Origin of the sequence: Pseudofrankia coriaricola (genome assembly GCF_001854805.1) — a bacterium.
Taxonomy (GTDB): Bacteria; Actinomycetota; Actinomycetes; order Frankiales; family Frankiaceae; genus Pseudofrankia.
This window is the reverse complement of sequence record NZ_MBLO01000063.1, coordinates 1-15,004: the sequence shown is the minus strand read 5'-3', so window position 1 is coordinate 15,004 and position 15,004 is coordinate 1. Positions and strand designations below refer to the sequence as shown.

Sequence of the window (15,004 nt, the reverse complement as noted above, 5' to 3'; positions counted from 1 at the left end):
GGCCGCCCGAAGCCAGCGGCATGCGAGGAGCCGACGCGTCACGTCGTCACCGCGGGTCGGCTTCGCGGTCCCCACGGGAGGTGGGGGGCGGCTGCGCTGGTTCGGGCGGCCGTGGCGCTGTCGCCGCGGGCGCGGCGGGCCCTGGTGCGTCCGTGCAGGTAGATGGTCGCGCTCGCCGTCGTTCCGGGTCCCGTCGAGACCTCGGAGATGATCGACCAGCTGGTGGAAGCGCTGGTCGCGTTCCATCTCGGAGCCCGGGCGCCAAGGCCCTGCTGGCGGGAGCCGAAATCTCGCCGGACCTGGCCACCGTCGTCGCGCCGCTGCACGAGGGCATGTGCGACCGGGCCGAGGAGGTCGTCGCCGCGATCGCCCCCGCCCTGACGCCCGTCAAACGGAGGCGAACCGCCGACGTCTGCATCCATGTCGCGCGTGCGCTCATGCCGGGTATTCTCGCCGCCCCGCCGGCGGACCGTGGCGACGCGGCCACCGACCTCAAGCGCGTCCTGGTCGGCTATCTCCGGATGCCGGCCTGAGGGCGTCGCCGCCGGACCGCGCGGCGGCGACGCTGGGAACCGAGACTCTCTGGCGCACGTCCCAGCCGATACCTACGCTCGGCCTACTGACACTTATGCCCGGTCCGGGTAGGTCAGGAGGGTAGCGAGACGGTCTCGTCGGCGGGACGATATGGTCTCGCCCGCGGGATACCGCGACCCGGTGTGGAGGAGCCCGATGGCGAGGGTTTTCATTAGCTACGCACGCGGGGACGCCGTCGTTGGGCAGTTGCTTCGCAAAAAGATTGTCGCCGCCGGCCATGACGTCTTCCTCGACACCGCGCACGACCGGGGAATACGGATCGGCGAGGAATGGGAAAAGCGGCTCTACCGCGAGCTGCGGGCGGCGGACGCACTTGTTGCCGTGATCACCTCTTCGTCCGTGGCGTCGAACTGGTGCCTGGCGGAGGTGGCCGTCGCCCGATCCCGTGGCGCGGTCGTGCTGCCGTTACAGGTCGAAAAGGGCGTCGAACTTCCGCTGCTGGGCTCGCTGCACTATCTCGACTATGTCGCCGACCCGGACGGGGCGGTCGAGGCTGTGGTCGACGAACTGGTCCGGGTCGATTTGGGCAGCGGCCGCGGCTGGGCCGCGGGCCGCAATCCGTATCCGGGACTGGAGGCGTTCGCGGACGACCGCAGGGCGGTCTTCTTCGGCCGGGACGACGACACCCAGCACGTCCTCAGCCTGCTCACCGCGTCGGTTGCCGGCGACGGCCGGATAGTGCTCATCTCGGGACCGTCGGGGGTCGGAAAGTCGTCCCTGCTCAAAGCCGGCGTCCGGCCGGCGGTGCTCGATCGGCAGGGGTGGCGTGCGCTGCCGGCGTTCACCCCGGGTGTCGACCCGGTCGGTGCGCTGGCGAACGCCTTCGCCGCGGCGTCGGACGTGCTGGGGCTGGGCTGGCGGCGCGAGGACGTGCGAGCACGCCTGAACGACCAACGGTCGTTCCTCGACCTCGTCGACGAGGTGCTGCGAGCGAGACCGTCCTGTGACCATCTGCTGATCTCGATCGACCAGTTCGAGGAGCTGCTGGTCAGCACCTCGGAGCAGGGGCGGGCCCGGTTCGGTGCGCTGGTCGCCGGCTCCCTGGGGTCGCGCCTGCAGATCGTCGGCGCGTTCCGGTCCGAGTACGTCGGACTGCTGCGGTCGGATCCGGCGCTGCGCGACCTGCCGGTGACCATGCGTTCGCTGGACCCGCTGTCCCGCGACGCGCTGCGGACGGTGATCGAGGGGCCGGCGCGCGAGGCCGGCATCAAGATCGACAATCGCCTGCTGGCCGAGATGATCTCCGACACCGAGACCGGAACGGCCCTGCCCCTGCTGGCCTTCATCCTGTGGAAACTGGCCACGGATCTGGACCGGGGTGGCGAGATCACCACGGACGCGTACCACCGGCTGGGGGGAGTGCGCGACGCCATCATCCACCAGGCGGACCGGGCGTTGGCGCGAGCCGCGCAGCCAGCGGGCGTCACCAAGGCCCAGGTGCTGACCACCCTGCTGCGGCTGGTCACGCTCGACAGCGGCGGCCTGATGGTCCGGGAACGCGTGGATCGGGCCAGCCTCACCCCGACCCAGCGGGCGCATCTCGAGCCATTCGTCGCTCACCGGCTGGTCACGACGGACGTGATAGGTGACCGGATCGAGCTCAGCATCGCGCACGAGGCGTTCGTGACCACCTGGCCGCCGCTGGCGGAGCGGATCAGATCCGAGGCGGACGGGCTGCGCCAGCGCCGCGAGATCGAGCGTGATGCGACGCGGTGGCGGGAGGCCGGGCGGCCCAGGTCGCTGCTGTGGACCCGTCCTCAGCTGCGTGCCTTCCTCACCGCCGGCCCCGGGGCCGGCCCGGCCGCCGCGGCGAGTCCTGACCGGCCGGGAGCCCGGCCCGGAGGGCTCGGACCGCGGATGCGCTCGCCGTCGGGTCTGGCGCGGTGGCCCGGCCGACGGGCCCGTCGCACCAGCCAGTCCGCGGCGGCGACCACCGACCTGAGCGCGGACGCGGTCGAGTTCCTCCGGGCGAGCGTCCGGCGCGACCGCCAGCTGCGCGCGCAGGCGATCGCCATCCTGGCCTCGTTGCTGGTGATGGCACTGATCGGGGCCGCGGTCGCCTCCGTGACGAGCCAGTCGGCGATGCGTGAGCGACGGCTCGCGGTCAGCCGTGGACTGATCCAGGAAGCGGTCACGCTCCGCCAGAGCGACCCGCGCGTCGCGTTGCTGCTCAGCATCGAGGCCTACCGGATGGCGCCCACCGTGCAGGCCCGCGGCAACCTGCTCAGCGTGCAGGGGACCTACTACGCCGATACGTTCGCCCGGTCCGCCGCCCCGGTGCACGCGCTCGCCTTCGCCCCGTCCGACCGGCACCTGCTGGCCACCGCCGACCACACCGGTGGGGTACGGGTGTGGGACACGACGTCGACCCGGCGGCCGCCGGTGACGACGCTGAGCCATGACACGCCGGTCTACACCGTGGCCTTCAGCCCGGACGGCCGGCTGCTCGCCACGGGGGAGCAGGACGGCACGGTCAGCCTGTGGGACGTCGAGCGCCGAACCGTGGTGCACCGGCGTCCCGGATCCGGCGAGGCGGTCAACAAGGTGGCGTTCGATCCCCGCGGCGGCCTGCTGGCGGTGGCCTCCGCGGACGGGAACCTCTATCTGCTCGAGACGCCGACGCTCACGCAGCGGGCGGTCGTCCGGGTCGGTCCCGGGCCCGTGGACACCGTGGCGTTCAGCCGGGACGGCGCCGCGCTGGCGGCCGCGGGCGCCGATGACACCGTGTCCCTCTGGGATCCCACGGCGCTGACGACTCCGAGACCGGCGGGAACGACGTCGGCCTTCGGTCCGGCCGGCGGGTCCGGGGGAGGGCGGCTCGGGACGCTGCCCGGACGGGCTGGCACGGCCCGCGACGTGGCGTTCTCCCCGTCGGAGGACCTGTTGGCGGTCGGCAGCGATGACAAGACGGTGCGGCTGTGGCGGGTGTCCGACCCAGCCCGGCCGGCGGCGGTCGCGACGTTCATCGGACACACCGGGCCGGTGGACACGGTCGCCTTCTCCCCGGACGGCGACGTGCTCGCCAGCGGTGGCGACGAGGGGTCGGTCCGGCTCTGGGACGTCGGAACCCAGACCAGCCTCACCACCCTGTCCGGGCCGACCGAGGCCGTGCTGTGCCTGGCCTTCAGCCCGGACGGGCGAACGTTGATCGGTGCGGGCGCCGACCGGACGACCGGGCTGTGGCATGTCTCCCGGCCGGCGCCGCGGGACCGGGCGCCGGCCGTCGGTTCGGTCGCGGTGTCGGCCCTGGCCGCGGCGGAGGGCTCAGTGGCGGGCTCCGCCGCCGGGCCCGGATCCCCGCTGGCGGCACGATCCCAACTGGTCGCGACCGCGGGAACGGACCGCACCATCAGGTTGTGGGACCTCGACCCACCCGCCTACCTGACCTCGATCGGACCGCCCGGCGACACCCTCCCCGTCCTCACCGCGGAGGGCCCCTGGGCCGCCCACGCGATGGCCCTCAGCAAGGACGGATCTCGTCTGGTGGCATCGCAGGGTGACGCGGTCACCGTCTTCGACCCACGCGACCCGATGCGGCCGACAGTGCTGACCGACGACTCGTCGCGCGGCGGTGCCGACGAGGTGAACTTCGTCGTCAACGCGGTGGATATCGCGCCGGAGGGCGGACGCGTTGTCATCGGCGCCACGGACAACACGGTGCATCTCGGAGACGCGGTCACCGGACAGCTGGGCGAGCCGATCTACCGGCACGAGAATCCCGTCAACGCGGTGCGCTTCATGCCTGACGGACGCGGCGTGGTCAGCGCCAGCGACGACGGGTGGGTGACGCTGTGGAACCTCGCCGGCGCCGACCAGGATCGGGTCGACCTGCGCGGGCCGGGTCCGATGAAGTCGTTGGCGATCAGCGCCGACGGCGGCCTGGTGGCCAGTGGGTCGGATGACGGGACGGTCTGGCTGTGGACGGTCGACCGGCCCTCCCGGGACGGGCCTTACCAGCAGCGCGGAGTGCGGACGCTGACCGGCACCGACCAGGCCGTCGTGTCCGTCGCCTTCAGTCCTGACGCCGCCCTGGTCGCGGGCGCGAGCGTCGACGGATCGGTCCGAATCTGGAACGCCGGCACCGGCGAGCTGTATGCGGTGCTGTCCGGCCGGGAGGCCAGCGCGGTCGCGTTCAGTGCCGACGGCTCCTCCCTGATCACCACCGACCACGACGGAAACCTGATGACCTGGTGGATCGATGCGCAGCGAGTCGTCGACGAGATCTGTAAGGCCAGGCCGGCACTGACCGAGCAGGAATGGTCCCAGTACATGCCGAGCGATGACTATCGGCAGACCTGTCGATGAGCGAACCCGAACCCAACAACAGCCCGGCGCCGGACGACCACGGCGCCGCCCAGGCTCGTCCCGACGATGCGGACCCCAGCGCCGGCGGCGGGCGGGGGTGGCCCAGCCGGCGGACCGTACTGCGAGCCGCCGCCGCGACCGTCGTGATCGGCGTCGCGGGCGGGGTGGCGCTGTCCCGGGCGTTCCGGGACGACGGCGGCGCGATCGGCGACCCGGACTCCCGTCGGGTGCGCTGGGCGGCCAGCTCGAACGACCAGAACCTGGTCGACTCGCGACAGGTGCTCATCAGCGCCTTCCAGAAGGCGCATCCGGAGATCACCGTCGAGCTGCGGCTGGTGCCGTTCAGCACCGACGCGAAGCGGCAGGCGCTGATCGAACTGGTGCGGTCGGGCACGGGAGAGCCGGACGTCTACCTCGGCGATGTGATCTGGCCCGCCGAGTTCGCCGTGGACCAGCTGGCGATGCCGCTCGACGACGAGTTCGAGCCGGCCTTCTGGGACCGGTTCGACCCGGCCGCGCTCGCCGCGTCCAGGTACCGGGGGCGTATCTACGCGGTGCCCTACTTTGCCAACCGCGGGGTGCTCTACTACCGGCCGGACCTGCTCGGCCAGGTCGGCCGCCCGCCGCCCACCACCTGGGAGGAGCTCGCCGAGACGGCGAGGATGCTGCGCGACGTCGCCCACGCCGAGTACCGCATCGCCTGGCAGGGTGACGCCTACGAGGGGCTGACCTGTGTTTGGACCGAGTTCGCCGCCAGCGCCGGCGGGAGCACCGTCGACCCGGGAGTCACCCGTTCGACGATCGACTCGCCGCCCTGCGCCCGGGCGCTGCGCTTCATGTGCGGACTCGTGGAGCAGGGCCTCACCCACCCAGATCTGACCACGCTGCGGGAACCGCTGGCCACCAGTCTGTTCAACGATGGCGAGGCCGCCTTCATGCGGGGGTGGAACACCGCCGACACGGCGCTCGACACCGAACCGGAGAAGTACCGCGCGACCCAGCTACCCGCGTTCGCGGGCCAGCGGGCCCCTGGATTCTCGGCGATCGGAGGCTGGAGCATGTTCGTCAACCCGCATACCCACCGGCTTGCCGCGGTTCGCACGTTCGTCGACTGGATGACCAGCGTGCCGGCGCAACGGACGCTGTCCAGGTATAGCCAGATGCCCGCGAACCGGTCCGTGCTCGAGGACCTGTCGCTGGTCAACGAAAGCCCGATGATCTCGGTGACCCGTGGCGTTCGGTCGGTCGCCCGGCCAGCCGGCACTCCGCGTTACCCCGAGATCAGCCGCGCCGTCTACACCAACATCAACCTCGCCCTGCGCGGTCAGGCCACCCCCGCTGACGCTCTCGCCAGGGCCCACCGCGACATCACCCTGTCCCTGCGCGGCTGAGAACTCGCTTCCACGGCCGGCCATCGGCGAGAGCGGGCCGGCCGTGGGCGAGAGCGGCGTCGACGGCCCGTCAGTCCGGACCGCCACGGTCGAGGTCGCCGAAGTCCGAGCCGTCGTGGTGGCCCGAGCCACCGTGCTGGTCCGGACGGTCATGGTGGCCGAATCCACCATCGAGGTCCGGGTCGCCGAAGTCCGGGTCGTTGGAGACCCAGGAGTCGAACCAGGCGTCGTTCGGCATCTCTCGATCGTCGTCGCGCGCGGACGGGCGCCTGGGACGCGGCGCGGCGGAATCCTGGATGAACCGCCGGGCGACATCTGCTCGCAGCCGGTCGACCGCGGCCCGGTCGCCCCCGTCGGTCGAGGAGTACTCGCCGGTCTGCCGGATGAGATCGCGGACCGCTTCTCTGATCCTCCTCCGCTGGCCGGTATCGGCACCGACGTACGCGGCGCGAAGAAGCTCCCCGCCGGGATCGACCCTGGTGACCCGAGTCAGCTCGCCGGCGAGGAACAGGGCCACGATCCGGTCGAGGGTTGGGCGCTTCGCGAAGCGGAAGGTGCTGCGGGCGGTTAGAAACAGCTCGCCGTCCGGATCCACCTCGGCGAAACGGTCCCCATCCGCGGAGAGAAGCAGGTAGGCGATCCTGTCTCCGATCATCGTTCGCATCTCGAAGGGGAGACTGTGGTACGCGGCCAGGAGCCGCTGACCACCGGGGTCCATCTCGATGACACGGTCCAGCCCGCCCGTCAGCAGGAAGAAGACCAGTCGGTCCCGCTCCGCGTCCGGGTACCAGCCCTGTTCGTCGACAATGCGCCGGGCATCGCCTCGCCGGAGGGCCAGGTGACACAGCCGATCACGTGCCGCGCCCGGGGCAAGCCCACGAAGCATCGCCGAGCATCTGGCAGCGAGTTCCCTGTTTCGGTTCGCCGTCAGGTCCAGCAGCATGTCGACCGTCTGCGCCCGGCTCCGGTCGACCAGATCCATCCGATCGCGCAGGACGGCAAGAATGATGTCGTCGCGTGGTTCCGCTGGAATGTGCGGGTTGGCCAGGATCGCGTCGGCCAGACCCGTGGCCTCCTGGCTGTCCGCCCACTCACGGGCCATGGCCGTCAGCAGATCGGGATGGTCGGTCGCGCTGAGCGCGGCCTGGAGATCCTCGAGAACGGAGGCATCGACGGGTGGCGACCACCAGGAATGGCGGCATACCTTCCTCGCGACGTTCTCCTTCACCCACAGCGGGGCGCGTCGGCCACCGAACACCAGGCCGTCCGCCCGCCCACGATCTACACCACCCCAGGAGTCCAGACATTTGATCAGCCGTATGGAAGGCGTGTGCATGGTCAGCTGCGCCGGGCCGAGCAAAAGCCGGAGAATGGTGACGGAATGATCGTCGGGGATGCGGCGACTGGTCACCCAGTGGCGGGCCAGGCGGTCCAGGAAGGCCGGATCCGCGCACGCCGTGTCCAGTTTCCGGTAGGCCTCGGTCGACGCTGGCCCGCCCGCCGCCACGACCTGGAGAAGAGCCGTGAGCGCGTCGACATTGCGGCCCTGATCGAGCTGCTGGCCAAGCCTTGAGGTCGCCCGTATCGCCCGACGGCGATGACTGCCGAGTGCCTGCTCGACCAAGTCAGGGAGAATGCGGCCGCCCACCTTGTCTCCCTGTGCCTGCCGCGGTGAGCCGCCGTCAGCCGCGGGCGAGCGCGGCGTCGACCATGGTCTGGGCCTCGGCGAGGACGGAGTCCAGGTGGGCGGGGCCGCGGAAGCTCTCGGCGTAGATCTTGTAGACGTCCTCGGTGCCGGACGGGCGGGCGGCGAACCAGGCGTCGTCGGCGACGACCTTGATGCCGCCGATCGAGGCCTCGTTGCCCGGCGCGTGCGTGAGGGTCGCGACGACCGGCTGGCCGCCGAGCGTCGCCGCGCCGAGCGCGCGGGGGGTGAGCTTCTTCAGGACGTCCTTCTGCGCCACCGTGGCGGGTGCGTCGACCCGGCGGTAGGCGGGTGCGCCGTACCTCGCGGTCAGCTCCTCGTAGAGCGCGCCCGGGTCGCGGCCGGTGACCGCGGTCATCTCGGCGGCCAGCAGGCAGAGGATGAGCCCGTCCTTGTCGGTCGTCCAGACCGTGCCGTCGGCCCGCAGGAACGACGCGCCAGCGCTCTCCTCACCGCCGAAGCCGAGGCTTCCGTCCGTCAGCCCCGGTACGAACCACTTGAACCCGACCGGCACCTCGACGAGATCCCGGCCGAGCCCCGCCGCCACCCGGTCGATCAGGCTCGAGCTGACCAGCGTCTTGCCGACCGCCGCCGCCGGGGCCCAGTCGGTGCGGTGCGCGAACAGGTAGGAGATCGCGACCGCGAGGTAATGGTTCGGGTTCAGCAGGCCGGCGCCAGGGGTGACGATGCCGTGTCGGTCGGCGTCCGCGTCGTTGGCGACCGCGATGTCGAAGCCCAACCGGTTGTCCGCCGGGGTCGCCCCGGTGAGGCGCAGCAGCGAGGCCATCGCGTACGGGGACGACGGATCCATCCGGATCTTGCCGTCCCAGTCACGGGTCATGAAGCCGAACGTCGGGTCGATCCTGTCGTTGACCACCGTCAGGTCCAGCTGGTAGCGCTCGGCGATCGCCTGCCAGTAGACCAGGCTCGCCCCGCCCAGCGGGTCGACGCCGACGCGCACCCCGGCGCCCCGGATCGCGTCCAGGTCGACGACGCCGACCAGGTCGTCGACATAGGCGGTCACATAGTCCTGCACGGTCGCCGTGGCCCGCGCCTTCTCGTACGGCAGCCGGCTCATCCCGGCCAGGCCCGCGGCCAGCAGCGCGTTCGCCCGGTTCTGGATCGCGGTGGTGACCTCGGTGTCCGCGGGGCCGCCGTGCGGCGGGTTGTACTTGAAGCCGCCGTCCGTCGGCGGGTTGTGCGACGGGGTGACGACGATGCCGTCGGCCAGGCCCGGCCGGCCCGAGCGGTTGTGGGTGAGGATCGCGTGCGAGATCACCGGCGTCGGCGTGGCCTCGCCGTCCGGGGCGATCCGGATGTCGACGCCGTGGGCCGCGAGCACCTCCAGCGCGCTCGCCAGCGCCGGGGCGGACAGGGCATGCGTGTCGGCCCCGACGAACAGCGGCCCGTCGATGCCGGCCGCCGCCCGGTACTCACAGATCGCCTGGGTGGTCGCCAGGATGTGGTCGGCGTTGAACGACCCGTTCGTCGACGTGCCGCGGTGCCCCGACGTCCCGAAGGACACCCTCTGGGCGGGGTCGGCCGCGTCGGGGTGGACGTCGTGGTAGGCGGCCAGCAGAGCATCGACGTCGACGAGCTCGTTGACGTCCGCCGGCTTGCCCGCGAACGGGCTGACGCCGGGGCTCACCGCCACGGCCGGCTTCGCCGGTGCGCGAGCGGGCGGCCGGGACCGGAGCCGGGCGCCGGGCGCGGCGGAGCCGGGTCGGGCCGCGCGGCCGACACCGGGCGGCTGGGCCCGCCGGGGCGCGCCGGACCGGGCCTGGTCGTATGGCCTCCGGTAGGACGCGAACTGGGTACCGACATCGTCGGCCTCCTCGTCACCAGCGTGGAGCGGACCTCGCGGGTCCGTCCTGTCCCGCCAGGTCAGGTGCCCCATCGGTGCCAGCCTTTGTGACAAGTACCTCCGTGGGCGCCCCCGAGCCTAGCTGCCAGGACCGGTCCTGGTGGGTCTCTTGGGAGTCCACGTGGTTACTAACCGGTGACCCGGCCCCGGCCGGTTCGCGGCCCGGCAGGCGTCCGCTCCCGATGCGGGAGCGTGTTGACGGGTATGGCGCCGGTCACTCCGACTGGCGAACGTGGTCCAAGGAAGGCACGACCTTCGGGCGTGGCGCTACTGTCCGGCAGTGCCGAGGCGGCGCGCTGGACGCGGCCGCCTCGTGTCGGGCGCCTAGGGCGCCCTCCCGCGCTGTTCTGGGGTGGAGGTGATAGGGCCGTGGTTGATCTGGTTCGGGGTCGGTCACGGGTTGCGTTGGTTTTGCGCCAAGGCGCTGTCGCCATCGCTCGTGTCGGGCGCCTAGGGCGCCCTCCCGCGCTGTTCTGGGGTGGAGGTGATAGGGCCGTGGTCGGTCTGGTTCGGGGTCGGTCACGGGTTGCGTTGGTTTTGCGCCAAGGCGCTGTCGCCATCGCTCGTGTCGGGTGCTTGGGCGCCCTCCCGTGCTGTTCTGGGGTGAGGTGATAGGGCGGTGGTCGGTCTGGTCCGGGGTCGGTCACAAGTTGCGTTGGTACTGCGCCGAAGCGCTGTCACCATCGGTGGTTGGGTTGCTCAGACGGGTTGCCGGCACAACATCGTGCCTGTGCCGCAGCATCACGGTGCAAGCCCATGGGATGTCGGAAGGCCTTCGGGAGCCGAGGGCGAGGGGCAAGCCGCGGAGACCGCTTGGGTGCCTCTCCCGACCAGCCGGCTCCGGAGCGTCGGATGACGCCCAGCGTGGCCGCGTCCTCGGCCAGGCGGCTGGGCGTGATGGGCGGGACGTTCGACCCGGTGCACAACGGGCACCTGGTCGCGGCGAGCGAGGTCGCCGCGTTGTTCGCGCTCGACGGGGTGATCTTCGTCCCCAGCGGCCAGCCCTGGCAGAAGGCCCATCGGGAGGTGTCCGCGGCCGAGGACCGTTATCTCATGACGTTCCTCGCGACCGCCGGGAACCCGCAGTTCACAGTCAGCAGGATCGACGTCGACCGCGGCGGCCTGACGTACACGATCGACACCCTGCGCGACCTGCGTGCGGTGTACCCGGACGCCGAACTGTTCTTCATTACCGGCGCGGACGCTCTCGCGCAGATTCTCACCTGGCGCGATGTACACGAACTGTTCCTGCTCGCGCACTTTGTCGGCGTGACCAGGCCCGGCTACCACCTCGCCTTCGACGCGAGCCTGCCGGCGAACTCCGTCAGCCTGCTGGAGGTGCCTGCGCTGGCGATCTCGTCGTCCGACATCCGCGACCGTGTCGCCCGCGGCGCCCCGATCTGGTACCTGACCCCGGACGCCGTCGTCCGCTACATCGTCAAGCGCGGCCTCTACCGCCCCCACCGGGACGGGACCGTCCCCGCGCCTCACGCCGCCAGCTGATGCCGGCCGGATCGCTGGACGGCCGGATGCGCGGGGTCGGAACGTGAGGTTGAATTCGGCTTCAGTGGCCCGACCGGGCCTGGAATGTCAGCTTGTCCTGGTCTGTTGTTCGTGGTGACGCCCGTCACCGGCTGGACAAACAACGCGAAAACCGCCGTGACCTCGTGTGCCGCGCGGCTACCGTAACTTGGCCGGCAACCTCCGGCGTCCCGGGCCGGCTGACCGCCGTGACTCCAGCCGACCGGACCCGCCCGCTCACCACCTTGGAGAACCCGCAGCGTGACCGCTTCCACCCGGGCCGTCGAGCTCGCTCTGACCGCCGCCCAGGCCGCCGCCGACAAGCTGGCGAAGGACCTCGTCATCCTCGACGTCAGCGACCGGCTGGCCCTCACGGACTGCTTCGTGCTCGCGTCCGCCGACAACGAGCGGCAGGTCAAGGCCGTCCTCGACGAGGTGGAGGAGAAGCTGCGGCTCGTCGGGGTCAAGCCGCTGCGCCGCGAGGGCGAGCGCGAGGGCCGCTGGGTACTGCTGGACTTCTCCGAGATAGTCGTGCACATCCAGCGAGCCGAGGAGCGCGAGTTCTACGACCTCGAGCGGCTGTGGAAGGACTGCCCGCGCGTCGACTTCGAGGACAAGGACAAGGCGAGGGCCACGGTCGGTGCCGGCGCCGGCGCCTCGGCCGTTCCGGCGGCGTCCGACGCGAACCGCCCGGCCGGCTCCTGGTGAGGCTGCTGCTTCTGCGGCACGGCCGGACGGAATGGAACGACAACGGGCGCTTCCAGGGCCAGGCCGACCCGCCGCTGGACGCGGTCGGGCGCGCCCAGGCGGCGGCCGTGGGGCCGGTGATCCGGGCGATGGGTCCCGATCTGGTCGTGTCGTCCGATCTGATGCGGTGCCGCGCGACCGCGGCCGCGTTCGGCCTGCCGTACCGCTCGGACGCGCGGCTCCGCGAGATCGACCTCGGCGCCTGGTCGGGCCTGACGTCAGCCGAGGCGAGCCGGCTGTTCCCGGAGGAGGACGCCGCCTGGCGGCGCGGTGAGGACATCCGCCGGGGCGGCGGCGAGACCTATGTCGAGGTCGCGGCCCGGGCCGGCGCGCTGTTCGACGAGATCCTCGCGGCCGGGCCGCCGGCCGGGCCTGACAGCCTCGTCGTGTTCGTCCTGCACGGCGGGACGGCCCGGTCGCTCATCGGGCACCTGCTCGGCCTGCCGCCGCGGACCTGGTGGCACTTCGGCCCGCTGCGCAACTGCCGCTGGTCGCTGCTGCGGCACGAACACGGACGGTTCCGGCTGGTGGAGCACAATGTCGGCCTCGTTCGACCTGATAAGGTCGGCACCGGCCCGTTGAACGTGACCGTGGGGACCGTCCTCCCAAGTCAGGCGCTGATGCCCGATGAGGACGCCTCGGTGGCCCCGGACACGGATCCTGTACACTCTCGACCACCGGCTTGACGGGCCGGGCAAGAGGTACAGACAGGCACCAAACCGGAACCGCGAACCATGTAGTAGTGTTTGGGAAGCGGCAAAGGGAAATCGAAATATGGGGCTGTGGCGCAGTCTGGTAGCGCATCACACTGGCAGTGTGAGGGTCAGGGGTTCGAATCCCCTCAGCTCCACCAAAGTAAGCATGTTCGAACCCCTATCACGCGAGTGGTGAGGGTTTCTGCTTTCTCGGGGAAGCCGCCCGTATGGGCGTTCAACCGGATGCCAATAGGCGCGCTCACCGGCGGGTCCGCTGTGGCCTCTCAGAAGGCACTCGTCTCCGTCGCTGCCCGCGATGGCCTCGTCGACCCTTGGGCCAAAGGTGACGCTTGGCGCTGGTGCCAGCAGCTGAGCGAAGGGCTCCTGGAGGTCAGCACCTTCAACCCGGTCCCGTACCACCCAGAAGCGGGTGAACACAGCCTGGTTGAGAGCACGCCGTACTTCCGGTGGCGCGGCCAGGTACAGCTGGTGGGCGTTGGCACAGAGCAGCAGGACCTCCTCCACCACAGCCAGCACCGTGGCAGCCTGCGTGGCGCAGCGCTCCACGATCGCGGTGGCGCCAGCCAGCTCGCGGCTGATCCGCTCCTGCTCGATCTTCAGGAGGTCGAGGGGGAGCGCGTCGGCGTAGTGGGCTTGCAGCAGCTTGAGCTGTTCGCGCTGGAGGTCGTCGATGCGTTTCTGCTGCCGGGTAGCTTCGGCCTGGCTGTCGGCCTGGTAGCGCTCCAGCTCGGCGAGCACCTGAGCACGGATGGCCGCGATGCGCTCGTCCGTGAGCTGGACCCGGCGCCACCAGTCGGCGACTAGGGCTTCCAGGTCGTCGATCAGGATGGCTGGCTGGTCGCAGGGCGCCCGGCGCTTGGCCCGGCCGATGCAGAAGAAGTACGGGTAGACTGTGCCCCAGCGGTTCGTGGCATTGGTGATCCCGAGGCGAATGCGGCAGGTGCCGCAGTAGACGGCACCTTTGAGGTAGTTCGGGTGGGCCTGGACCTTTTCGCCGGACACCTTCCGGCCTCGGCGAACCGTCTGCACCTGCTCGAAGAGGGCGGGCGTGATGAGCGCGGGATGGCGCCCGGGGTACCAGATGCCCTCGAAGCGGACTTCGCCCACGTAGTAGCGGTTGGCGAGCATCTTGTCGATCTGCTGCACGCGCACGGCCCGGCCCGGGCGCTTGGCCGTAGCTGGCAGTCGCAGGCCCCGATACTCCAAGGCCGTGGCCAGCTGGGTCATCGCGAACTCGCCGCTGGCGTAGGCCTCGAACATCCAGACGATGTGCGGCGCCCGGTCTTCGTCGACCGCGACAGTGCGGATCTCCTTGCCGCTCTCGTGCACGCGGATGTTGCGGTAGCCGAGGGGCGCCAGGCCTGACGTGCCGCCGGATTTGGCCTTCTGCCGCATGCCCTTCTTGGCTTCCATGGCCAGGTTCTGGGAGTAGAACTCGGCGATGGTGGCCATGATCCCGTGCAGCAGCTTGCCCGAGGGCGTCTCGTCGATGTTCTCGGTGGCGGACACTAGCTGGGCGCCGGCCTTGCGGATGGCCAGCGTGATGGACACATCGTCCTCACGGGAGCGGGCCAGCCGGTCGACCTTGTGCACGATGACGTAGCTGATGGAGCCGGTGTCGCGCACGAAGCGCAGCATGGTTTGCAGGTCGGGGCGGTCGGCGGTCTTGGCTGACTCGCCGCGGTCCATGAACTCGGCCACGATGAGGGCGCCAAGCCGCTCAGCAGTCCGCTGGTTGGCCTCGCGCTGCGCGGGCAGGCTGAACCCCTCGTCGCTGTAGTCCGTGCCAGCCTGGGCGTTGGTGGACACCCGCAGGTAACTCACGGCCAGCTTGCGGCCGCCGAGCGACTGGGCGTCCATGAGCAATGCCGTGAAGCGTAGTTTGATCTTTCCGGGATGTGGTCATGCTGCGCGTGGGGCGAGCGGGTGGAGCCGGATCGTTGGCGGGCCTGGATGGCGGATTGAGGCGGGTTCGTCGCGTTTCTTGACGCGGTAGCTGTTGTGGCGGGGGCGTTTGACGACGCGGGGGCAGGTGCGGTGGCGCCGCGGTGGGTTGAGCGTGCGGGTGATCTCGGCGTGGAACCGGGGTAGCTGGGCGTGCCAGTCGTCAGGGGGGAATGTCCGCCGTCCCGGTGGCGGAACGGCGGACGAGGCGCAGGGT

10 protein-coding genes, 1 tRNA gene and 1 pseudogene are annotated in these 15,004 nt (G+C 70.9%); 8 read left to right on the top strand and 4 right to left on the bottom strand.

All coding sequences use genetic code 11. From position 1 onward, the window contains the following. The first annotated feature begins 20 nt into the window (after window positions 1-20). The 3 genes from BCD48_RS51180 to BCD48_RS11580 all read left to right on the top strand — a co-directional run bounded on the left by BCD48_RS51180 (window position 21) and on the right by BCD48_RS11580 (window position 6,290). Complete coding sequence (locus tag BCD48_RS51180; protein ID WP_241841657.1) at window positions 21-533, top strand: hypothetical protein; 513 nt, start codon at window positions 21-23, stop codon at window positions 531-533. A 196-nt stretch (window positions 534-729) separates the two neighbouring features. Beyond that, window positions 730-4,899 carry an nSTAND1 domain-containing NTPase gene (locus tag BCD48_RS11585; protein ID WP_071048362.1) on the top strand — a complete coding sequence of 1,390 codons (4,170 nt, stop codon included), beginning with the start codon at window positions 730-732 and terminating at the stop codon, window positions 4,897-4,899. Beyond that, entirely contained in the window at window positions 4,896-6,290 is a 1,395-nt protein-coding gene (locus tag BCD48_RS11580; RefSeq protein ID WP_071048361.1) for an extracellular solute-binding protein, read from the top strand. The genes BCD48_RS11585 and BCD48_RS11580 overlap by 4 nt, the downstream gene beginning before the upstream one ends. A 70-nt stretch (window positions 6,291-6,360) precedes the next feature. Here BCD48_RS11580 and BCD48_RS11575 read toward each other — a convergent pair whose 3' ends face one another. Beyond that, entirely contained in the window at window positions 6,361-7,938 is a 1,578-nt protein-coding gene (locus BCD48_RS11575; protein WP_131803931.1) for a hypothetical protein, read from the bottom strand. 34 nt (window positions 7,939-7,972) lie between these two features. Continuing rightward, window positions 7,973-9,649 (bottom strand): phosphoglucomutase (alpha-D-glucose-1,6-bisphosphate-dependent), encoded by a 1,677-nt coding sequence (pgm, locus tag BCD48_RS11570; RefSeq protein ID WP_071048375.1) that lies wholly within the window; start codon window positions 9,647-9,649, stop codon window positions 7,973-7,975. A gap of 1,062 nt (window positions 9,650-10,711) precedes the next feature. On the opposite strand from pgm, the gene nadD reads away from it, so the two are divergent. The 5 genes from nadD to BCD48_RS53395 all read left to right on the top strand — a co-directional run bounded on the left by nadD (window position 10,712) and on the right by BCD48_RS53395 (window position 13,647). Next, window positions 10,712-11,362, top strand: coding sequence for a nicotinate-nucleotide adenylyltransferase (nadD, locus tag BCD48_RS11565; protein ID WP_071048359.1), 651 nt, complete (start codon window positions 10,712-10,714; stop codon window positions 11,360-11,362). Window positions 11,363-11,641: 279 nt separating this feature from the next. Beyond that, complete coding sequence (gene rsfS, locus BCD48_RS11560) at window positions 11,642-12,088, top strand: ribosome silencing factor (protein ID WP_071048358.1); 447 nt, start codon at window positions 11,642-11,644, stop codon at window positions 12,086-12,088. Next, window positions 12,085-12,813: a histidine phosphatase family protein gene (locus BCD48_RS11555; RefSeq protein ID WP_071048357.1), complete on the top strand. Its 729-nt coding sequence runs from the start codon at window positions 12,085-12,087 to the stop codon at window positions 12,811-12,813. Before rsfS ends, BCD48_RS11555 begins: the two co-directional genes overlap by 4 nt. A 90-nt stretch (window positions 12,814-12,903) precedes the next feature. Further along, window positions 12,904-12,980 (top strand) — tRNA-Ala (locus tag BCD48_RS11550). A gap of 118 nt (window positions 12,981-13,098) precedes the next feature. Beyond that, entirely contained in the window at window positions 13,099-13,647 is a 549-nt protein-coding gene (locus BCD48_RS53395; protein ID WP_071048356.1) for a hypothetical protein, read from the top strand. A gap of 42 nt (window positions 13,648-13,689) precedes the next feature. Here the strand turns inward: BCD48_RS53395 and BCD48_RS56505 are convergent. After that, a pseudogene (locus BCD48_RS56505) lies at window positions 13,690-14,703 on the bottom strand (recombinase family protein); the annotation flags it as partial. Window positions 14,704-14,745: 42 nt separating this feature from the next. Further along, window positions 14,746-15,004: hypothetical protein (locus BCD48_RS52910; protein ID WP_206745007.1), on the bottom strand; the 259-nt coding region annotated here is incomplete at its 5' end.